The sequence below is a fragment of the Paraglaciecola sp. genome (assembly GCF_030730205.1).
In the GTDB taxonomy this organism is placed as follows: domain Bacteria; phylum Pseudomonadota; class Gammaproteobacteria; order Enterobacterales; family Alteromonadaceae; genus Paraglaciecola.
Window position 1 is genome coordinate 12,535 of the sequence record NZ_JANQVQ010000206.1, and the last position, 22,076, is coordinate 34,610.

Annotated in this window: 20 protein-coding genes; 9 read left to right on the forward strand and 11 right to left on the reverse strand. The window is 44.0% G+C overall.

Annotated features, from left to right (window positions below; translation table 11 throughout):
* Nucleotides 1–909 carry a 23S rRNA (adenine(1618)-N(6))-methyltransferase RlmF gene (gene rlmF / locus NWQ57_RS13995; protein ID WP_306022778.1) on the reverse strand — a complete coding sequence of 303 codons (909 nt, stop codon included), beginning with the start codon at nt 907–909 and terminating at the stop codon, nt 1–3.
* A 218-nt stretch (nt 910–1,127) separates the two neighbouring features.
* On the opposite strand from rlmF, the gene NWQ57_RS14000 reads away from it, so the two are divergent.
* The 3 genes from NWQ57_RS14000 (at nt 1,128) to NWQ57_RS14010 (ending at nt 4,073) form a co-directional block, all read left to right on the forward strand.
* Nucleotides 1,128–2,636 (forward strand): Hsp70 family protein, encoded by a 1,509-nt coding sequence (locus NWQ57_RS14000; RefSeq protein ID WP_306022779.1) that lies wholly within the window; start codon nt 1,128–1,130, stop codon nt 2,634–2,636.
* 75 nt (nt 2,637–2,711) lie between these two features.
* Nucleotides 2,712–3,113 carry a VOC family protein gene (locus NWQ57_RS14005; protein ID WP_306022780.1) on the forward strand — a complete coding sequence of 134 codons (402 nt, stop codon included), beginning with the start codon at nt 2,712–2,714 and terminating at the stop codon, nt 3,111–3,113.
* 120 nt (nt 3,114–3,233) lie between these two features.
* Complete coding sequence (locus NWQ57_RS14010) at nt 3,234–4,073, forward strand: ion transporter (protein ID WP_306022781.1); 840 nt, start codon at nt 3,234–3,236, stop codon at nt 4,071–4,073.
* 115 nt (nt 4,074–4,188) lie between these two features.
* Here NWQ57_RS14010 and pckA read toward each other — a convergent pair whose 3' ends face one another.
* Nucleotides 4,189–5,799: a phosphoenolpyruvate carboxykinase (ATP) gene (gene pckA, locus NWQ57_RS14015; RefSeq protein WP_306022803.1), complete on the reverse strand. Its 1,611-nt coding sequence runs from the start codon at nt 5,797–5,799 to the stop codon at nt 4,189–4,191.
* A gap of 311 nt (nt 5,800–6,110) precedes the next feature.
* Nucleotides 6,111–7,256, reverse strand: a complete 1,146-nt coding sequence (locus tag NWQ57_RS14020) for an iron-containing alcohol dehydrogenase (RefSeq protein WP_306022782.1) — start codon at nt 7,254–7,256, stop codon at nt 6,111–6,113.
* A 182-nt stretch (nt 7,257–7,438) separates the two neighbouring features.
* Here NWQ57_RS14020 and NWQ57_RS14025 point away from each other — a divergent pair, with 182 nt between their 5' ends.
* The 3 genes from NWQ57_RS14025 (at nt 7,439) to NWQ57_RS14035 (ending at nt 9,542) form a co-directional block, all read left to right on the forward strand.
* The gene (locus NWQ57_RS14025) at nt 7,439–8,317 is read left to right on the forward strand and encodes an AraC family transcriptional regulator (RefSeq protein WP_306022783.1); all 879 of its coding nucleotides are present in this window, start codon (nt 7,439–7,441) and stop codon (nt 8,315–8,317) included.
* A 71-nt stretch (nt 8,318–8,388) separates the two neighbouring features.
* On the forward strand, nt 8,389–9,192 hold the full coding sequence (locus NWQ57_RS14030) for an ion channel (RefSeq protein ID WP_306022784.1): 804 nt from the start codon (nt 8,389–8,391) through the stop codon (nt 9,190–9,192).
* A 143-nt stretch (nt 9,193–9,335) separates the two neighbouring features.
* Nucleotides 9,336–9,542 carry a hypothetical protein gene (locus NWQ57_RS14035; protein ID WP_306022785.1) on the forward strand — a complete coding sequence of 69 codons (207 nt, stop codon included), beginning with the start codon at nt 9,336–9,338 and terminating at the stop codon, nt 9,540–9,542.
* A gap of 18 nt (nt 9,543–9,560) precedes the next feature.
* On the opposite strand, the gene glpT is transcribed toward NWQ57_RS14035, so the two are convergent.
* The 8 genes from glpT to xdhA form a co-directional block, all read right to left on the reverse strand.
* Nucleotides 9,561–10,907: a glycerol-3-phosphate transporter gene (gene glpT, locus NWQ57_RS14040; RefSeq protein WP_306022786.1), complete on the reverse strand. Its 1,347-nt coding sequence runs from the start codon at nt 10,905–10,907 to the stop codon at nt 9,561–9,563.
* Nucleotides 10,908–10,993: 86 nt separating this feature from the next.
* On the reverse strand, nt 10,994–12,217 hold the full coding sequence (locus NWQ57_RS14045) for a urate hydroxylase PuuD (protein WP_306022787.1): 1,224 nt from the start codon (nt 12,215–12,217) through the stop codon (nt 10,994–10,996).
* A 19-nt stretch (nt 12,218–12,236) separates the two neighbouring features.
* The gene (gene guaD, locus NWQ57_RS14050) at nt 12,237–13,571 is read right to left on the reverse strand and encodes a guanine deaminase (protein ID WP_306022788.1); all 1,335 of its coding nucleotides are present in this window, start codon (nt 13,569–13,571) and stop codon (nt 12,237–12,239) included.
* Nucleotides 13,571–13,897 carry a hydroxyisourate hydrolase gene (gene uraH / locus NWQ57_RS14055; RefSeq protein WP_306022789.1) on the reverse strand — a complete coding sequence of 109 codons (327 nt, stop codon included), beginning with the start codon at nt 13,895–13,897 and terminating at the stop codon, nt 13,571–13,573. The genes guaD and uraH overlap by 1 nt, the downstream gene beginning before the upstream one ends.
* Before the next feature lies 1 nt (nt 13,898).
* Entirely contained in the window at nt 13,899–14,405 is a 507-nt protein-coding gene (gene uraD, locus NWQ57_RS14060) for a 2-oxo-4-hydroxy-4-carboxy-5-ureidoimidazoline decarboxylase (protein WP_306022790.1), read from the reverse strand.
* Complete coding sequence (xdhC, locus tag NWQ57_RS14065) at nt 14,402–15,295, reverse strand: xanthine dehydrogenase accessory protein XdhC (protein ID WP_306022791.1); 894 nt, start codon at nt 15,293–15,295, stop codon at nt 14,402–14,404. Before xdhC ends, uraD begins: the two co-directional genes overlap by 4 nt.
* Entirely contained in the window at nt 15,292–17,640 is a 2,349-nt protein-coding gene (xdhB, locus tag NWQ57_RS14070; protein ID WP_306022792.1) for a xanthine dehydrogenase molybdopterin binding subunit, read from the reverse strand. Before xdhB ends, xdhC begins: the two co-directional genes overlap by 4 nt.
* Complete coding sequence (xdhA, locus tag NWQ57_RS14075) at nt 17,633–19,120, reverse strand: xanthine dehydrogenase small subunit (RefSeq protein WP_306022793.1); 1,488 nt, start codon at nt 19,118–19,120, stop codon at nt 17,633–17,635. The genes xdhB and xdhA overlap by 8 nt, the downstream gene beginning before the upstream one ends.
* A 201-nt stretch (nt 19,121–19,321) precedes the next feature.
* Between xdhA and NWQ57_RS14080 the strand changes: the two genes are divergently transcribed.
* From NWQ57_RS14080 to NWQ57_RS14090, 3 genes are all read left to right on the forward strand, one after another.
* Nucleotides 19,322–19,984, forward strand: coding sequence for a TetR/AcrR family transcriptional regulator (locus tag NWQ57_RS14080; protein ID WP_306022794.1), 663 nt, complete (start codon nt 19,322–19,324; stop codon nt 19,982–19,984).
* Nucleotides 19,985–19,993: 9 nt separating this feature from the next.
* Complete coding sequence (puuE, locus tag NWQ57_RS14085) at nt 19,994–20,902, forward strand: allantoinase PuuE (RefSeq protein WP_306022795.1); 909 nt, start codon at nt 19,994–19,996, stop codon at nt 20,900–20,902.
* A gap of 147 nt (nt 20,903–21,049) precedes the next feature.
* Nucleotides 21,050–22,057 carry a hypothetical protein gene (locus NWQ57_RS14090; protein ID WP_306022796.1) on the forward strand — a complete coding sequence of 336 codons (1,008 nt, stop codon included), beginning with the start codon at nt 21,050–21,052 and terminating at the stop codon, nt 22,055–22,057.
* Nucleotides 22,058–22,076 lie beyond the last annotated feature (19 nt).

The following is a 22,076-nucleotide window of genomic DNA, read 5'->3' on the forward strand; positions in this document are numbered from 1 at the left end:
TTAAAATCGCCAAGCAATAAAACGACTTATCTTACTCCCTTGGCTCATGTTGACGGTTTTTACCTCATTGGCATTGACCTTTTCTAGTTGCTGATAGAGTAGCGTTAGATGCTCTTTTTTGGAGACTAAACAAGTAAACCAGCGCACTTGCTTAGCGAAGAGCTGACTTTCGTTTATCATTTTTCTAATAAAAGCCACTTCACCCCCGTTACACCACAATTCATTTTGTTGCCCAGCAAAATTCAAATGATTGAGAGATGTTGAAGGCTGTTTGTCTGCTGTTACCCCCCGTTTTTGTTTATTGCGCCCGAGATTTCTATTTTTTCGTTGTGTGCCGCTAATGGCTTGAGCGGCTGAAGCATGAAACGGAGGATTGCACATCGTAAACGTCAGGGTATCTTGGGGTAAAATGATGCCTTTAAATATGTTGTCTGCATTGCACTGCGGGCGAAGCCTAATATGCCCAGCAAGCTTCGTATTAGAGTCGATAATACGTTGCGCTGAGGCAAGTGAGCTAGGATTAATTTCGCTGCCTATAAAATCCCACTGATAAACTTGACTGCCGACAATGGGGTAAACAAGGTTCGCACCAACCCCAATATCCAAGCCAATTATCTGGTTATCGTTCTTGACAATATGTGAGGCGTTAAGGAGATCTGCAATGTGACAAATATAGTCAGCGCGCCCGGGAATAGGTGGGCATAAAAAGCCATCGGGAATATCCCAATAAGTAAGATTGTAATAATGTTTAAGCAAAGCTTGATTGAGCAATTTGACCGCGAGGGGATCACTAAAATTTATCGTGGGACGCCGCTCAGTATTGGCAATAACAAAGGGCTGTAATGCAGGTAAGGTACGGGTTAAAAGAGTAAAATCGTAGCCATGTTTATGAAGGTTATTAGCGTGCATTTTTATTTAAATTTCAATAATTAAGTCAGAGTGTGAGCACGGATCCAAGGGAGTCGAGACGTGTCGTTTAGGCTATTTTACCACTTTCCTCAACGTTAATTACCCTGATATGAAAATTACTCACTTGTTTTCATTCAATTCAGGCAAATCATCTAATGAGTTGAAGCCAATTTTACATTACAATCCGCGGCTTTATTTTAGGCAAACTGGCGGTAAAAATGGCAGCGATTGGAATTGACTACGGTACCTCTAACTCTGAGGCAATTTATTTTGACGGACAACAACACCATTTTATCACCTTAGATCCTTCGCAAGAATCAGCAAACAAAATCCGTTCATCAGTGTTCATTTATTATGACGGGGAATTACCAAGGCCTGCAGATTCAATAATTGAAGCTAAAGTAACGCAGATAAAAGGCGCAATTTCTCAGCAGATTGAAAAAGCCAAAGAAGGGTATTACGAAGCGATTACCCCTGATAAACAACAAATGTTCAGCGATAAAATCGATGAGTTAAGGGCCCAATTTCATAATACTCCGGCTTTACAGCGCCGAGCCATCGAAGTGTTATTAGAGGATATGACCGTGCAAGATGTGCCCTTGCATCGTTTGGTTGAAACCGGTGAATTTGCTTTCGGAGAAGAGGGCTTTAGACGGTATTTAAAAACGCCAGAGAAAGGGCGCCTAATCTACTCACCAAAAAACTTTTTAGGTGCTAATTTAATTGCCGGCCAGCACCAAGCTTTTGTTGGTATGATTGCCAAACAATTAGAGTTTTTTCGTCTAAGTGCTGAAAAACAATTGCAACAATCGGTTGATACCGCAGTGATTGGCCGACCAGTTAAGTTTCATGGTTCTAGAGGGGAAGAAGGCAACACACAAGCCATTGACATCATGACGCAAGCCGCTGAAAAAGCGGGCTTTAAACATGTAGAATTTCTTGAAGAGCCTATTGCCGCAGCCTACAAAATTGAACGTACTTTAGACAAACACACTAATGTATTGGTCATCGATATTGGTGGTGGTACCACTGATATTTGTTGCATTAAGTTATCACCAAGTAAATTTGCCAATCTCGATCGCCAACAAGATGTACTGTCGGTTACCGGTGCCCGTTTGGGCGGTATGGAGTGCGACAAAAACCTTATTGTAAAATCCATTGCACCCACTATGGGTCAAGGACTATTAACCTATAATGGTTTGCCTGTTCCACCAGCGTATTTTTCAGATATGTGTGCGGTGGATGATATTCCTAGGCTTAACCAGTTTTTCTCTGACGAATACGGCCTTGAAATTGCCCAAACTAAGTCACTAGTCAAAGAGCCTGAGTTATTAGAGCGACTGTTAGTGGTGCAAGAAGAGAAGTTATCTGCCCGTTTGGTTAACTCATCACGACTCGCCAAAGAGATGCTGTCATCTAAAGAGCATATTACCTTACCGCTGCACTATATTGAGACTGATTACGACGTTGATATCAGTACCGAAGATTTAAATAAGTCAATGCAATCGTGGCTTACAAAGGTAAAACGCTTAGTCACAGAATGCTTAGCCAACAGCGCCGAGCCACCTGAGATGCTCTTTATTACTGGCGGTATGAGTTTATCTCCTATTGTCAAAAAAGAGCTGCATGAACTGATGTTGCCTCATTTGCCATTGATAGAAGGTGATGCGTTTAACTCTGTTTGTGAAGGCTTGGCTATCCAAGCGGCTAAACTGGCAAATAGATAAACCTTTAAAAGGGTGCATTATGTGCACAAAACTCGCTATGCTTAGCTCATAAACTGACGAAAAGAGAATATTATCATGGCTAAAGTGACCGGTATTGGCGGTGTATTTCTAAAGTGTAAAGGCGACAGTAACGCATTGGCCAGTTGGTACGAAAAGCACCTTGGTATGTCGTTGGAAAGTTTTGGTGGCTGCGTACTCAAATGGCCAGATGATAAAGCGAACGACGACGGCATGACGGTTTGGGCGTTGGCTGATAAAAATAGTCAATGGTTTAGCCCCAGTGAATCATCTTTTATGATCAACTATCGGGTGGATGACTTACTTGCCTTAATTGAGCAGTTAAAAGCCGAAAACATTGACTTAGTGGCGGGGCCTGAGTCCCATGAAAATGGCAAGTTTGCTTGGATCATGGATCCAGACGGAAACAAAGTCGAACTCTGGGAGCCGAAGCTGTGGGATGAACGCAACAAGCCCTAATGCTATTTAAGGTATCTAAGTTATGGTGCTCAAGGGCACCAGCAAAAAATTAAGCGACGCACATATTGACGAGCACCTTGCCTTACATACAATAGCGCAAAATTAATGTTGAGTTAGCGTATGAGCCCTGTCCAACCTGTAACAAAGCCAAAATTTCAACAGCGAGTCAGTACCTTAGTTGAAAACAGCCTGACCCAAGGAATATTACTCACCCTAATTTTAATCAACGCCATCACGCTAGGCCTAGAAACGGTGCCGTCGGTAATGAACACCATCGGGGGCTTTATCCTATTGCTAGATAAGGCTATTTTGAGTGTTTTTGTGCTTGAAATAGCCCTAAGGCTTTATGCCTATCGCTTAGCGTTTTTCAAAAATCCGTGGAGCGTGTTTGATTTTGTCGTGGTAGGTATTGCTTTATTACCTGCTAGTGGTCCTTTTGCGGTACTTCGTGCATTAAGAGTATTGCGGGTCTTAAGGGTACTTACATTCGTGCCATCTATGCGCAAAATCGTCGGTGCTTTGGTGAAGTCATTAAATGGCATGTTATCTATTGCGATGGTGTTGGCACTGGTCTATTACGTGGCAGCAGTGATGGTTACGAAGCTATTTGGTGATGCTTTTCCGGAATGGTTTGGCAGTATAGGGGCATCCTTATATACCTTGTTTCAAGTCATGACACTGGAAAGCTGGTCGATGGGAATTGCACGGCCTGTTATTGCTGAATTTCCCTATGCATGGGCATTTTTTATTCCATTCATTCTTATTGCCACTTTTACCATGTTAAACCTGTTTATTGCCGTCATCGTTAATGCGGTGCAAAGCATGCACGATGAAGAGCATCAAGAGGAGCACGACGCCGAGCAAGCTACCCAAGAGCAATTAGTGCAACTGTTGCAGCAGTTACAGTCAGAGGTTACTGCCCTCAGAGCAGAGCTCAAAAATCCTTCTGCAACTAAATGAGCGTTAGCAACTACGTATCTTTTGTAGGTAGGGCAGGGATGTTAAAAAAAACGGCACAACAATCATCACTGACTGGGTGCCGTAGCCTGAATCTAGACTATAAGGTTGGTTTTGTTTAGCTCATTGCGAGCAAATGGGGTCCTGCACTGACTAATGCTTTACCATTGTTGGTATCAGTAAATTTACTGAAGTTAGTAATAAAAAGATCAGCTAACTCTTCTGCTTTATGGTGCCACTCATCCTCGTCTGCATAGGTACTGCGCGGGTCGAGTAATTCTGCTGGCACATGCTTAAGCTGTGTCGGTATTGCCAAATTAAAAATAGGTAAGGGAGTGCAAGTTGCTGCATCTAAGCTGCCGTCTAAAATCGCGTCAATGATGGCCCGTGTGGCTTTAATCGAAATACGTTTTCCTGAGCCGTTCCACCCCGTATTTACTAAATAAGCCTGAGCGTTTGAAGCCTGCATACGTTGCTGCAATACTTTGGCATATGTCGTTGGATGGAGTGTTAAAAAAGCCGCGCCAAAACAACTTGAAAATGTTGGGGTAGGCTGGGTAATACCGCGCTCAGTACCTGCAAGTTTGGCAGTAAATCCTGATAAAAAGTAATATTGGGCTTGTTCAGGTGTCAGTTTAGACACCGCCGGCAAGACACCAAAGGCGTCGGCCGTTAAGAAAATCACTTTATTGGCATGACCGGCACGCGAGATAGGTTTTACGATGTTGTCGATATGATCGAGCGGATAAGACACTCGGGTGTTCTCGGTTTTAGACTTATCGGCATAATCGATATGCCCCGCAGCATCAACCGCAACATTTTCTAAGAGGGCATTTCGGCGGATCGCATGGTAAATGTCAGGTTCGTTTTCTTGCGATAAATCGATGGTTTTGGCATAACAGCCGCCTTCAAAATTAAAAACACCCTTATCATCCCAGCCGTGCTCATCATCTCCGATCAACTGGCGATGCGGATCGGTTGACAGCGTAGTTTTACCGGTCCCTGACAAGCCGAAGAATATCGCTACATCACCGTCTTTGCCCACATTGGCGCTGCAATGCATTGACGCGATACCTTTGAGGGGCAATAGGTAGTTCATCATCGAGAACATGCCTTTTTTCATTTCGCCGCCGTACCATGTACCACCAATGAGTTGAATTTTTTCGCTGAGGTTAAAGGCCACAAAATTCTCTGAATGTAATCCTTGCAGTTCCCAATTTGGATTGGTGGTTTTCGCCCCATTCATCACCACAAAGTCTGCTTCAAAATCAGCTAACTCCTCTTCGGTAGGGCGAATGAACATATTTTTTACAAAGTGAGCTTGCCAAGCGACTTCAGTAATAAAGCGCACCTTAAGGCGACTATCTTCGTTTGCGCCGCAGTAGGTATCTACCACAAATAAACGTTTAGTGGATAATTGCTGGGTAACTAATGACTTTAAATCTTGCCAAACGGCTGGACTAATGGCTTTGTTGTCATTTTTACCTTGGGTTGACCACCACACGGTATCTTTGGTGACATCGTCTAATACTATGTATTTATCTTTAGGTGAGCGTCCGGTGAAAATACCAGTATCAACTGATACCGCGCCAGATTCAGTTTGCATCGCTCGCTCAAAGCCAGTCAATGAAGGTAAAGTGGTTTCGGTAAACAGTTGCTCATAAGATGGATTGTGGATGACTTCACTGACGTCCATGATGCCGTATTGCGCTAATTGCTTAATAATCATTGTTTGTGCCATAAATCGCGCTCCCCAAAGGTGTCTTTTAAAAAAACGTAAAGCATATACGCAATTACATTGAGCCAGATTGCCTAGATGCTGAGTAGTCTTTTGTCGTTATATTGGTTATCACTCAGGCTTATAACTGTATGTCGCTGAGCCAATAGAGGGCGTTAGCCTATAAGCTAGGAAGGAATTTGTCGTGCGGGCTTAAAACATCGTATTAACAATTGTGTGCAGAAAATGTTACAGGCAAGGCGCTAGGTATATAAAAAAGGCAACTAAATCAAGGTTCAGTTGCCTTTGGAACTAAAAAACCGTTACGCTACTGCGGCTTCAAGGATGGCTTTACTTTGCTCAAGTGTAATCGATTGATTCTCACCGATTTTAACCATGCCGTGTTTTTTCAACTGATTAAGAACCGCTTCAACTGCTGCGTTTTTATCGCTACCGTGTTCAGTCAACTGAGTTGCCACATCTAAGCTGTGATAGAAGGCTTCAATAGCTTGGACAGTTCGCTCTGCTAAGTCTTCTCCATCGCTGAGGCCAAATACGTTGCGGCCCATTTGCTCTAATTTGGCTTTTTTATAGCTCATTTGATTGCGCAGCAATGAAGGCTGCACGATGGCCAGTGAACGAGCGTGGTCAACACCGTATAAAGCGGTCAATTCATGACCAATCATGTGAGTCGCCCAATCTTGTGCAACACCAGCACCAATTAAGCCATTAAGTGCTTGGTTGGCTGCCCACATCAAATTTTCGCGCCAGCTGTCATCTTGCTTGTCAAAGTTGCTGGCAAGCGTGGTGAGGATTTTAAGCAAAGATTCAGCGTATGCATCTTGTACCATAGCATTAGCTGGGAAAGTTAAATATTGCTCACAGGTATGGACAAATGCATCCACTACACCATTGGCCAATTGACGCTGTGGTAAGGTTTTCATTACGTCTGGATCCATCACGGCAAACTTTGGAAATACCAAAGGAGATATAAACGCGAGTTTATCTTGGGTTGCTGCTTTGGTGACAACCGATGCGCCGTTAGACTCTGAACCTGTAGCAGGAATAGTCAAAATGGCACCGATGGCCACTGCGTCGTTAACTTGATGTTTACCGGTTAGAATATCCCAACCATCTCCATTATATTTTGCTGCTGCTGCAACGTATTTAGCGCCGTCGATCACTGAACCACCACCAACAGCAAGAATAAAGTTAATGCCTTGATCTTTAACGATGGCAACAGCTTTGTCTAAGGTTTCAGCGGTAGGGTTTGGCTCAACACCAGAAAACTCTTGCCAATCATGTCCAGCAAGCGCTGTCACAACCTGATCATAAACACCGTTCTTTTTGATTGAACCGCCACCATAGATAACCAGCACTTTACTGTCTTTGGGGATATTAGTTTTGATAGTGGCGATCTGGCCTTGGCCAAACTCAATTTTAGTCGGATTTAAAAATGAAAATTTCATACTCTGTCTCCTGTTGATGATTGATAAAAGGATAATCAATCGTGTAATACTCAATGTATTTTGTAGTGTGCTTATATAATAGTGCTTTAAAATAAGTTTTATAACCGATAAATGCGCCAATATCTTGCCTAATCCTACTTTTTTAAGTAGATTCATCAAACTTTTACAGGATAAGCTTTTATATGTTAGATATCGCAAGCATGATGCAAGATTACGTTGCCCACATGCACTTACAAAACTTAGAGGGAAATAGTTCAACTTATTTGCCCGGTGTCCATTTTTATCGCGCCAGTCAAAGCAGTGTGCGCCAACCTCTTTTGTATCAGTCAGGTATTATTATTGTTGGCCAGGGCCGAAAGGTCATTCATTTAGGCGACCACGCGGTACAGTACGGCGCTGGTAATTATTTGGTAATCGGTGTACCGCTACCCTTGGAATGTGAAGCCTTTGTCGAAGATGATCAAGCGATACTCGGACTCAGTATTGATGTTCCACCTTCATTGTTACATGAACTAGTCAATTTGCTTTATCTTGAACAGGGGCTGCAGAGCAATAACAAACAAGTGCTCGAATGTGGCTTAAAGGCAGCTAAATTAGATATGGCGTTTCAATTGTCTTGTATTCGCTTACTCGATGCCTTGAAAGATAAAACCGCCTCTACGATCTTAGGTCCAGGACTTATTCGAGAGATTGTTTATCAGGTATTAGTAGGGCCACAACGGCATACGTTACTGGGATTAGCCCAATACGAAGGGCACTATGCGCGTATTGCCAAAGCCTTAAATCGAGTGCATGTGGACTATTCGAAAGAGATCAGTGTTGAGGCACTCGCCTCTGAAGCTAACATGAGCGTATCGGCGTTTCACCGCGCGTTTCGTCAAGTTACCATGGAGTCACCCTTGCAGTATTTAAAAAAGGTGCGCTTAGGCAAGGCCAAAGAGCTGATTCATGTGGGTGGAAAACGCACCAATGAAGTGGCAAATTTGGTCGGATATAGTAGCCCATCACAGTTTAGTCGTGAATTTAAACGCCATTTTAATCAATCTCCTAGCAGCTATTGAGTGTTATCATCATGCATAAGTCGCTAGTCTTGCTGATACAGCAATAACTCAACACCACATTGACCCATTCTATGACTACAGCAAGTACCGCTGAGGGTAAAACTCAGAACCGCTTTAAACGCAAAATTGAACTGCTTTACCTTGGTAATAGTCGTGCCGCTAATCGTTTTCGATGGAGTTTGCTGGCCTTTGATGCCTTAACTATTTGTTATTTTATTATCTCATCTTTTTTTCATTATTTTAGTGAATTACGCTGGATTGAAATTGGTATTGGCCTTGTTTATGTAGTTGAACTGCTAGCCAGACTATTTATCAGTAAAAAGCGGGTACAAGATATACTGCATCCCGTTGGTTTGGCCGACTTGATCGTTATTTTATCTTTATTCGCACCTTCCTTGGCTGCAAACTTTAGCTTCTTACGGGTTGCCAGAGCACTGCGCTTATTACGTTCTTATCATGTTATAAAAAACCTGCGTCGCCAGTCGTCTTTCGTGCGAGCCAATGAAGAAATTTTGTTTAGTATTGTTAATCTACTGGTGTTTATTTTTGTTATTACCGCCGTGGTGTTAGTGAGTCAAGAGGGTAAAAATCCGGGGATAGCCAATTACGTTGATGCATTGTATTTTACAATTACCACCTTAACGACCACCGGATTTGGTGATATCACTTTATTAGGTACCGATGGGCGTATACTGGCAGTGCTGATTATGATCTTTGGGATTTCATTATTTTTGCGCCTCATCCAAACCATATTCCGGCCAAATAAAGTCAAATATGAGTGTCCTAGTTGTGGTTTGAATCGCCATGACAGTGATGCCATTCATTGTAAACATTGTGGTCATATTGTGCATATCGAAACAGAAGGAAGTTTGTAATCTCTAAGCTCAGTAAGCCCGTAAACCTGTTATTTGTATGTACAGAAAATCGGCTCAGAAGCCCTACTGCTGAGGCTGTTTTTAATGAGTGCAAAGGCTTATCTGCCATTGGTTGTGGTACCAATAAAGACGCTGAAACCCCTTTGTCGGGTGATTTAATTGAGTGGGCTGATATCGTTTTTGTGATGGAAAAAGCCCACAAAAGTAAAGTAAATAGCAAATACAATAAGCTGCTTAAACATACCCCGGTGGTGTGCCTCGCTATAGCCGATAACTACGTGTATATGCAGCCTGAGTTGATCAGTTTGTTGATTCAAAAAGTATCCCTGCACATTCATCTTGAAGGATGATGTGCATGGTTGTGTTGTTTAGTGTTTTTTGCTCTGTTCGTGCGCTATTTCGTGTTTGAGGGTCATGCCAATTAAAACGATTGAACCGATACAACCTCCGACTAAGAGTACAAAGCCACCATCCCAACCGAAGTGATCAACGGTGTAACCTAAGGCGATATTAGCAATAACGGCGCCGCCTAAATAACCAAATAAACCTGTTAGCCCTGCTGCAGTACCCGCTGCTTTTTTGGGTACTAGCTCTAAGGCAAACAAGCCAATTAACATGACGGGGCCGTAAATCAAAAAGCCAATAGCCATCAATGCGGCAATATCAACCGCAGGGTTGCCGGCGGGATTTAGCCAATAAATTAATACCGCCATGAGGACTAACACCATATATAAAATGGCGGCTGGCGCACGGCGTCCTTTAAACCATTTGTCACTGATATAACCACACAGTAAGGTGCCTGGAATGCCCGCCCACTCATACAAAAAATAGGCCCAAGAGCTTTTATTGATTGAGAAGTCTTTTGCTTCAGATAAATAGGTCGGTGCCCAGTCGAGTACGCCATACCGGATCAAGTAAACAAATGCATTGGCCACAGCGATGTACCACAATAATTTGTTATTGAGTACATAACTTAAAAAGATTTGCTTGGCAGAGAGTTCTTGTTCATGACTTTGATCATAGTTTTTGGGGTAGTCTTCACGGTAATCTTCGATAGAGGGCAGGCCAAGGGATTGCGGGGTATCTCTGAGCGTTAAAAAAACAAACACAGCGACAAAACTTGCAACTGCCGCAGGTAAATAGAAGGCGCTTTGCCAATCATTAAACCATGACATTCCTAAAATGAAGATTGGGCCGATTAACCCCCCCCCAACATTATGAGCGATATTCCAAAATGACACCGTACGGCCACGCTCGTTGCCTGAAAACCAGTGCACCATAGTACGACCACAGGCGGGCCAGCCCATACCTTGCGCCCAACCATTAAGAAATAACAAAATAAAAATAGTGCTAACGCTTTGTAGTGCCCAATCACTAAAACCAAAAATAAACATGATCCCGGCTGAAATAAGCAAGCCGGTAGTTAAAAAATAGCGAGGATTACTGCGGTCAGATACGCTACCCATTAAAAATTTACTTAAACCATAAGCAATGGAAACCGCTGACAAAGCGATACCAAGCTCGCCCTTGCTGTAACCATATTCTTCAATTAAAAATGGCATGGCTAGGGAAAAGTTTTTACGTACCAAGTAATAGGCGGCATAACCGACAAAAATACTGATAAAGATCTGCCACCGATATCGTTTGTAAGTGCTGTCTATTTTATCTTGTTCGATTAGGGGTTGGTGGGGGGCAGGTCTAAAAATTCCAAACATAACAAGGCTTTAAATATAGTGTTTGGCTAATTAGAGCAAATAAAGCAAGGACTTGTCTATGGTTGTAAACAAGTCCTTAACATTTATTAAGGCTGTAAATGAGTAAACCAGCGCGCGATAACTTGGCGCTCATCCTCTGTCATTGCGGTCTTGTTCATCAAAGGCATATCTTTAGACACCGCAGCACGTTGGTATATAAGTGGAGCACGAGCCTCAACTTGTTGCCAGTTATCTAACATCAAACCAAGCGGTGCCACCACAAAGATATCATCAGTGGGGTTCGCGCCGTGGCAATTAGCGCAATGTGTTTGAATTATATCAAACACTTCCTGTTGCTCCTCAGTGAGCACGGGGGCGCTTACTTGGTTTACCCTTGCAGCATTGTCACCGAACTCACCTACCGGCTCTGAGCGTGGCATCGACACCCATAAGGCGATTAATACCATACCAATAGCGCCGGTAATCAGCACTGATGGACGGCTTATACCGATGTGTTTAAGGTTAAAGTAGTGACGTATCCATGCTGAAACAATGCCAATTGCGACCAATATCAACCAGTTAAGCTCGTGCTGGTAGGTCATGGGGTAATGATTACTGATCATGATAAACAGCAAAGGCAAGGTAAAGTAATTATTATGCACGGACCGTAACTTAGCGGCTTCGCCCCAGGCGGGATCAATTTCGCCTTTGTTTGCCACTGCGTTCACCATTAAGCGCTGAGCGGGCATGATCTTAAAAAAGACATTGCCAGCCATGATGGTACCTATTAATGCTCCCACATGCATAAACGCCCCACGGCCACTAAACCAATGACAAGCTAAATAGCTAGCTAAGGTGATGAGGGCTAATAAAAATACCGCAAAATAAACAGGTGAACGCCCTAAGGGACTGCGACAAGCCGCTTCATAAATGAACAAACCACCAAAAATTAATCCCAAACCACGGGCTATGGCTTCTGCCACTGATAGCTGCATTACGCTGGCGTCAATGAGATAAATAGACGCACCGTGATAATACACTAAGCCCAATAAGAAAAAGCCACTTAACCAAGTGGTGTAGGCTTCCCACTTAAACCAGTGGAGTTTTTCTGGTATTTGCGCGGGGCCGTAAGCATATTTAGCAACTTCGTAAAAACCACCGCCATGCACTGCCCACAAGTCACCTTTGATGCCTTTTTCTTTTTTCCAATCGGGCGGGGTACGTAAGTTGTTATCCAACCAGATGAAATAAAATGAAGCACCTATCCACGCGACACCAGCGATGACGTGAAACCACCGAGCAAATAAACTAATCCAATCAAACCAAGGCATTTTCTACTTCCTTCTATTACTACAAGTCACCCCTAGGGGCTTGATAAACGGGTTTACCGGCAATGTAAGTTGCCACGGTGGCGCGGTCATCAGCTAGCATGCTTAGCCCAAAGATTAAATCTTGGGGCGTGTGGTGGTGCGCAAACCGCAAACTACTGAGCTCGTCAAACATCGGGTCAAGGATCACAAAATCTGCATCAGTCCCTGGATTTAAATTACCGATATGGTGCTCAAGACCAAGTCCAAGCGCGGCTCCTTGCGTCATCAAATACAAACCGTGCATCGGATCGAGCTGATTGCCTTTAAGCTGACATATTTTGTAAGCTTCGCCTAACGTTCTGAGCATGCTAAAACTGGTTCCGCCGCCCACGTCTGTGGCGAGTAAGACCGGAATGTGATGCTGTTCAGCTTTCGCTAAATCAAACAAACCACTGCCTAGAAACAAATTAGACGTAGGGCAAAATGCGATACTGGCGCCTTTGTCTGCTAAACATTGCCATTCATCCTGTTCTAAATGAATACCATGACCAAACACAGCACCTTTTCGAACCAGACCATAATGATCATAAACATCAAGATAGTGCTTGCGGTTTGGATAAAGTGATTTTACCCAAGCGATTTCGTTGTGATTTTCACTTAAGTGGGTTTGAATAAATACGCTGGGATATTGTTTGGCAAGTTCGCCCAGCGCAGCTAATTGCGCTTCTGTGCTGGTTGGTGCAAAACGAGGCGTGATGACATAGTGCAAACGGTCTTTGCCGTGCCAAGTATTAATTAAATCAGCGCTGTCTTGCTGTGCCGTTTGCGCGGTGTCTTGTAGCCACGTGGGGCAATTTCTATCCATGCAAACTTTACCCGCCATTAACAACATATTCTGACGCTGCGCCGCTGTAAATAATGCATCAGTTGCCGTTTTGTGCACAGATGAATACACCATGGCTGAAGTGGTGCCATGGCGATACAATTGACGCAAAAACACCTCAGCGATGGCGCTAGCGTAGTCTTTGTCAGCAAACTTATTCTCTACCGGAAAGGTGTAATCTGTCAGCCAATCAAGCAGCTGTTCGCCGAAACTGGCAAGCATTTCGGTTTGCGGGAAGTGCATATGGCTATCGATAAAACCAGGTAGCAGTAATTTTCCAGAGTAATCGACTATTTTTAAATTATCATATTGATTTATATTGCTTTTATAATCGCCAATAAATTCAATTTTATCGTTACGCGTAACTAGTAGGCCGTCAATTAAGAACACATAATCGCTTTTTGGTGAAGCACTGGCCTGTGGAAAATGCAAAATTTGCGCACGATAGCCCTGACGCATTTCCGCTTCCAATATTGGAGAAGTAATTTGCATCAACTACCCCGATAACTGCTAAAGCCAAAGGGCGATATCAGCAAAGGCACATGGTAATGACCGCCATCTTCTACCAGCTCAAAATGAATATCCACATAGGGATAAAAAGCAGCAGCATGATGCTCAAGTAAATAGCTTTTGGTATGAAAACGAAGCTGATAAATACCTGCTGTAAATTCGGTGGCTTGCCATTGATTACACCGACCATCGTTATTAGTAAGGGCTTCTACTTCTCTACCTTCAGGGGTGATCAGAGTGAGCTTCATGTTGGCAGCGGGTTTACCTAGGGTCGTATCCAGTACGTGGCTCGAGAGACTAATAGACATATTAATGGCTTAATCCTTTGTTAATGCGTAATAGGGTGATTTTCAACTGCTCAGCAGCAGCCAATGAAATTTCAGTGGCAGTATCGTTATCGTACCGGGCCTTAAGTGCATTAAGCATGGTCAGTGCACTGAGCCCAGTGGCACATATAATGAAAATAAAGCCGTGTTTAGCGAGGTATTTATGATTCATTTCGCTCAATTCTATCAAGGTTGCTTCGTCTGCCTCAGCAGCGCCTTGTTGCTCTTTACTCGCCAGTGCCTTAGTACTGGCATACTTAGCACGCAGTGACGCCACATCACCAATCATCGGATGGCCATCAAAGGCTTCAAGGTAGTCAAGCTTGCTACACGCTTGCCAGTTTTGTTGGGCCCAAGAGAGGAGACTAGCGAGGTCAGAAAACGGTAGAGCGTCAACCATCAATTTACACCAGTGGCTTGATACACAGCATTGGCTAAACCAGCTAAATGCTTCATCACTGGGTAATTCATTCAGTTCACTTAGTGTCATTTATTCGTCTCCAGGGTGGATATAAGCTGGCGGTTATATTGCCACTTGGCTTTTTGTTCGATGGGATCCTGCTTGCCACTATCGAGGCGCTGCATTAATTGCGCGGCAATTGAAACCGCAACATTAATTGGCTCTTTGCCTGGGATACTTAGCTCGCCTACCGGACTAATTAGACGGTTTATGTCTAATTGATTAAGCCCTCGATGACCTAACCTTGTGGTGAAGCGCCTTGCTTTAGTATCCGAACCAATCATGCCTAAATAGGCTATGTCAGGGCGCGCTAAACCGGCGGTGACCAAATCAAAATCGAGTTGATGATTGTGTGTCATCACCAGCATCCAAGCCTGTGGTTTGAGCTGATTAACACTGGCGACTGGGTCGTCACTGACCCAATACTTAAGGTTGCTGCTAAGGCTAGGATGATGAGGTTTGAAGTCTTGAAACAGTGTCTCGCGCTCATCAATCCACAAAATTTGTAGCGGCAATTGGGCAATAATCGGTACTAAAGCTTGTGCAACGTGACCTGCACCGTAAATAGCCAATTGCTGACAATGCGCGACAAAGACTTCAAATAGTACATTGGTCGCACCGCCGCAGCATTGGCCTAATTTACTGGATAAGGGAAAGTGCTCAAGGTGCTGGGTATTATGCTCGCTGCGCGCTTGGTGGTTTTGACTCTCAACAAGTAAACCACGAGCCCGCTGCGTGACGATGTGTTCGAGATTACCGCCACCAATGGTGTCAAAGGTTTCATCGGCACAAACCAGCATTTTAGTTCCGCCGTCTCTCGGAGTTGACCCTGCGGTGGCGAGCAAGGTGACTAGCACGTAACTTTCACCTTGTTGTTGGCAGTGATGCAAAGCATCAAACCAGGTGCGCGGTTTGATCATAGCGATGATCCTTTGCTAGCAAAGCGTTGAGCTTCACATACTGCCCAATAGACTTTTTCTGGCGTAGCGGGTAAGGGGAGCTGAGGATCAAGTTTATAATGCGTAATACTGGATATAGCATCCTTTAAGGCACACCAAACCGAGTTTGCCAACATAAATGGTGGCTCACCCACTGCTTTAGAATGGTAAATACTGTCTTCACCGTTAGGCCTTGGGAACAGTTCTACGTTAAATTTATCAGGAATATCTCCAATGGCCGGAATTTTATAGGTTGCAGGGTTATGACTGAGCAGTTTACCGCTTTTATCCCACAACAACTCTTCACTGGTAACCCAGCCCATGCCTTGCACAAAACCGCCTTCAATTTGGCCGATATCAATAGCAGGATTTAAGCTTGTACCTACATCGTGCAAAATATCCACACGTTCAACTTTGTATTCACCGCTAAGGGTATCAACCGACACCTCAGAGCAACTTGCACCATAAGCAAAATAGAAAAAGGGCCGACCTTTACCTATTTCACGATCGTAGTGAATTTTAGGGGTTTTATAAAACCCCGTAGCGCTAAGTGACACACGGGCAAAATAGGCTTTTTGAATGAGTTCGACAAATTCAATACGGTGTTGTTTGCAGTGAACCTGTTGATCAACGAAAATGACATCTTGCGGCTGCGCATTGCATTCTTTGGCGTACAGCTGTGCCAAGCGTTGTTTTATTTCAATACAGGCGTTTTGCGCCGCCTTACCATTCATGTCAGTGCCTGACGACGCGGCAGTAGGCGAAGTGTTGGGTACTTTATCAGTACGTGTAGATGTCACCTCAACCCAATCAAGTGGTACAGCAAATTCATTGGCTACGATTTGACCAATTTTAGTATGCAAACCTTGGCCCATTTCGGTGCCGCCATGGTTGATTTGCATGCTGCCATCGGTATAAACGTGCAACAATGCGCCAGCTTGGTTTAGGTGTTTAGCGGTAAATGAAATACCAAATTTAACCGGAGTTAAGGCAAGCCCCTTTTTAATCACCGGGCTAGTTGCATTAAATGCAGTGATCTCTGCTCGGCGCTGCCAGTAATCTGCGGTATGAGTCAGTCTATCCATGATTTCAGGCAGTAAGTTATGCTCTACCTTCATGCCATAATGCGTGGTGTCTTTGCCTTCTGGGCCATATAAATTGCGAAGTCTGACGGTGAGTGGATCGCAATCGATCTTTCTAGCGATTTTATCCATCATCGCCTCAGCCATGATCATACCTTGTGGTCCACCAAAGCCGCGATAGGCTGTGTGTGACACATGATTAGTACGGCAGCGGTAGCCCTCAACGGTACATTCACCAAGATAATATCCATTGTCACAATGAAACATGGCTCTGTCGACAATCGCGTCAGATAAATCCGGCGAATGGCCACAAATACCGTTGATATCCATGTAAGTCGCTTTGATAAGCCCTTGCTCATCAAATCCGACTTGATAACTGTTTTCAAACGGATGGCGCTTACCCGTAGCTTGCATGTCTTGCATGCGAGGTAAACGAAGTTTCACTGCAACATCATTTCGTTTTGCCAATAGGGCAGCTATACAGGCCCACTGTGCAGCTTGTGTTTCTTTGCCACCAAAGCCGCCGCCCATGCGCCGCATATCAACCACGACTTTGTGCAATCTAACGTCAAGGACTTCAGCGATTAACTTTTGCACTTCGCTGGGGTGTTGGCTTGAGGTATACACTATAACGCGGTCTTCTTCTTCAGGAATGGCCAGCGAAACTTGCCCTTCAAGGTAAAGGTGCTCTTGACCACCAATTTTCAGCTCACCTGAAACGTGCAAAGGACTCGCGGCAAAACCTTGTGCAAAATCACCGTGTTGCATTTTATGCATCGGGCGAACAAAGTAGCTTTCAGCTCTGGCTTGTTCAACACTTAAACACGCTTTACTGTGTTCAACTTCTACCTTGGCTTTTAATGCTGCTTGGCGCGCTAATGTGGTACTTGTGGCCAATACTGCAAACAAGACTTGGCCATGATATAAAATTTCTTTATTAGCAAAAATCGGATCGCCTTTGAATACCGGGCCAATGTCTATGTGCCCCGGGACGTCATCTACGGTGATGACATCTATCACACCTTCACTGGCTTTTACTTCACGTAAATCTAGCTGGGTAAGGATGCCTCGCGTGACCTGACTTAAACCGACCGCTGCATGGTGTAAGTTAACAGGTTCGGGCATGTCATCTACATAACGGGCAGAGCCACTCACTTGGCGTTTAGCACTTTCATGGGGCTGACTCTTACCTGCAGTGCTGAAGGTCGAAGTTGGTTTAGTTGACGCTTCAATTAGTTTACGCATGGCTGGCCCCTTTGAACGGCTGATTTAGGTTTACAACTCGCGTAGCAATAGACTGTTGCTGACTATTAGTCTCTAACCAAAAACGCCGCCAAAGATTAACCAGCATCTCTACTCGGTACTCTTTTGAGGCTCGTACATCGTCGATTGGCGTGAAGCTATCTCGTATTAAAGGCAAGGCCAAGTCATAGGTTGCTGCTGCAGACCAGGATTTTCCGCGCAACAACTCGTTTAATTCAATACTCGCAGGGGTTGGGGCAACACCACCAAATCCACAATCAATTTTTTCTACCAGGTCGTCTTTTAATTGCAAGTTGAATACTGCGCACACCGCTGAAATGTCGTCTTCCATACGCTTGGATATTTTGTAGGCCTTAAGGTGAGTGTCTTTGCCTAAAAAAGGAATAAATATCGCTTCAATCCATTCGCCTCGCACCATAGCGGTTTGGCGATAATCTAAAAAGAAGTCTTTGGCAGCGATGGAGCGTCTTTGCGTGCCATTGTCGAGATGAATATGTGCATTTAAGGCTAACAGAACAGGGGGCATATCACCGATGGGCGAAGCGTTAGCCACATTGCCGCCAAGCGTTGCTTGATTGCGAATGGGGTAAGACGCAAAGCGCGTGAATAATTCTTCAAGGGCTGCAAAGTGACTTAATAAAGTGTGTTCGATATCACTAAAAGGGAGCGCCGCACCAATGTACAAACCCTCTTCTTGAACCCTTAGTTGCGTGAGCTCTTTGACCCGGCTGAGTGAAATTAAAGTGGGAAACGAACGTAACTGTTGCGTTACTTGCAGGGCTAAGTCGGTACTGCCAGCAAATAAAGGTGCTTCAGGATAAGTAGCTATTGCCTGCGCTAAGCGCGACCTTGAATCGGGGGACAACAGATGTTGCTGGTTTTCTTGGGTGCACTTGATGTTATTCAGTTGAGCAATCGTTTCTGCACTGTTTCTGTCAAATGAATCCGTTTGTTTATTAGCGCATGCTTGAATAGTGGCATCAATAATAGGGCGATAACCTGTGCAACGACATAAATTACCCGATAAGGCATGATTTACGGTTTCACGGTTTGCCTCGTCATTACGATGATAAAGGGCAAACATCGACATTATAAAACCAGGGGTGCAAAAGCCACATTGGGAAGCATGATTGTCTACCATACTTTGTTGAACAGGATGGAGCTGACCGTTTTGGGAAAGATGTTCAACGGTAATAAGCTGCTTGCCTTGTAAAGCTGACATGAAGGTTATGCAGCTATTGACTGAGCGATAATGTAACTTATCTGTGGTGTTTTCAGATTGCCCAGTAAGCTCTGCTTTCGTTTCGGCCAACACCACGGTACACGCACCACAATCACCCGATGCGCAGCCTTCTTTACTACCCGTCAGTTTTTGGTGTTCGCGCAAATATTCAAGCACGGTTAAATCAGCCTGCTTAGGGCTATAACTAACGAGCTTGTCGTTGAGTAAAAATTGAAACATTGAGGCCTCGACACATTTGCATATTGATCTTATTTGCTATTATCACGATAGCGTTTCTGAATTACAATCAAAAACTAGACCATTTGGTCAAGGGTTGGAATTGTTATTGCTTATGACCATCTACGAAAGGTAAATCAATAAGCAAAAAAGCAGGGTGTGAGTGGCGCACTAGTGAATTGAATAAACACAACTGAGAGTAATATGAAGCAAAAGGAATACCAGAAGGACGACACTATCGGCGCCATAAATCGTCATAAGATTTTGGCCGCTGCAGAAGTGGAATTTGCTCTACATGGCTTTGCTGGCACGCGTGTACAGCATATTGCAGATCGCGCACAATTACCCAAAACAAATGTACTGTATTATTTTAAAAGTAAAGAAGGCCTTTATTTAGCCTTATTAGAAGACATACTCAGTTTGTGGAATGGCGAATTTGACCATGCCACGGTTGATGATGACCCAGCCATTGTATTGGCCAATTATATTGCCGACAAAATGGAGATTTCACGCACACGGCCCGATGCTTCCAAAATATTTGCACTAGAAATAATCAACGGTGCACCAAATTTGAGCGGCTTTTTCAAAGATCAACACGCTAGTTGGATGAAAGCCCGAGTACAGGTAATTGAACAGTGGATTGAACACGATAAATTATCAGCATTGGACCCACACTATTTATTGTTTAATATTTGGGCAACGTGTCAGCACTATGCGGATTTTGCCATTCAAATTACCGAACTCAGGGGTAAGCCTATGGATGAAAATGACTTTAAGGATGCGACCAACAATTTGGTGGCACTTATTTTGAAGGGCTGTGGTCTAGCCGTACCTGACACTTTTATAACAACTAAAACAAAGAATTAAAGGACACTTATGAGTCATGCTTATCCTAGAGATCTAATTGGTTATGGGCAATTTCCACCTGATCCAAAATGGCCCAATCAGGCTAAAATTGCTGTTCAGTTTGTGCTGAATTACGAAGAGGGTGGTGAAAATTGTGTATTGCACGGTGATGAAGCCTCAGAAGTATTTCTGTCTGAAATCATTGGTGCGCAAGCTTATCCTGATAGACATCTTAGTATGGAGTCTATGTATGAATATGGCAGTCGCGTCGGTTTTTGGCGCTTACATCGCTTGTTTGAACAGTATAAGTTACCGATAACGGTATTTGGTGTGACGATGGCTTTGCAACGAAACCCTGAAGCCGTGGCCGCTATGTTAAGTGCAAATTGGGAAATCGCCAGTCACGCCATGCGCTGGATCCACTTTCAAAATATGCCTGAAGCGCAAGAAAAGAAAATGATCCATGCCGCTATTCAGCTTCATCAGGCAATCACCGGCAGTAAACCCGCAGGCTGGTATACCGGCCGCACCAGCCCCAACACATTAAAACTGTTGTCTGAGCGAGACGATATTCTCTACTGTGCTGACTCGTATGCTGATGATTTACCCTATTACGATACCCAACACGATAAACCCTTATTAATTGTACCTTATACCTTGGATACGAATGATATGCGCTTTGCTACGCCGCAAGGTTTTAATAGTGGAGAGCAGTTTTATCAGTACCTTAAAGACGCTTTTGATGTTTTGTATGCTGAGGGCGACGTTGCACCTAAGATGTTATCAATTGGTTTACATTGTCGTATCGTTGGCCGACCTGCGCGGATGGCAGCATTACAGCGTTTTATTGAATATGTGCAAAGCCATGACAGGGTATGGTTATGTACCCGGGAAGAAATTGCTCGTCATTGGCAAGAACATCACCCCTTTGGCGCATAAAGCAAGGTAACTTTGATAAATAGCTTAGGCTTTTGCTTGAGTTATTTTATGTTGGCTAACGATCGTATGGCCTTGTATTAAGTGCCTTATCTTCATTGCTATTATGAGGTAAGGTGTTGCTTCATCGTAAATAATTAAGAATACCTCATGTTTAAAAAGTCACTATGTATTGTCAGTGTTGTCTTTGGCTGTAGCGTCAGTGCTGGCACGGTTAGTACGCTTGATCCTACGGTTGATTTTCAGGCTGTTCATCGTATTGGGCCTTCAATATGGGCAAGTGGTACGCAGGGAGGTATTTTTCATAGTCAAGATAATGGTATTCATTGGCAGAAAGTTGCGGGCCCTGCAGAGACTCAGAGCCTGCAATTTCGGGATATTCAGCCCTTAGAAGATGGTTCAGTGGTAATAATGAGTGCGGGTGAGGGGGCTGCATCCCGTGTTTATCGCAGTGATAGCACATTAGCTAATTGGCAACTTCAAGCACAAGGCATGGCGCCAGAGACCTTTTATGATTGTTTGCACTTTAGCTCTGTGCAACAGGCTTGGTTATATGGTGATTCTGATAAGACAGGTTTATTTATTTTGGCCACTCAGGATGGCGGGGCAACGTGGCAAAGGCAAAGTCTACCTTTTGCGGCGCAAGCCAATGAGGGTGGTTTTGCTTCAAGCGGCACGTGTATAAATCAAGGGCAAAATAAAACTATCTATATCGGTACCGGCAATACCCAAAATCCGCGTATTTTAGTGAAAGAAGAAAAAACATGGCAAATTATTGATACTCCTTTTGGGGGAGGCGAAGCCGCAGGTATATTCAGTGTGCAACAGAGTGGACCATGGCTGTATGCCTTTGGTGGTAGTTTGAAAACAGAACAACAGCCTGCTGTAGCGAAGCGCTACAACCTAGATACGCATGTGTGGTATGACCTACCAATTGTTCCTCTCAAAGGAGCAATTTATGGCTCAGCGCTAATAACGACAAACAATACCACGCATGTACTAATTTCTAATCCTCAAGGCGTCAGCCTGTGGCAAGAAGACGCTGATACTTGGACCTCTTTGAGTACAAATAATATCTGGAGTTTAAGTTGTGATGACAAACTAGGCTGTGTTGGGGCTGGCAAAGAGGGTTTAGTCGAGCGTTTCACCTTTAATTAACGGGGTATAGGTTTACAAC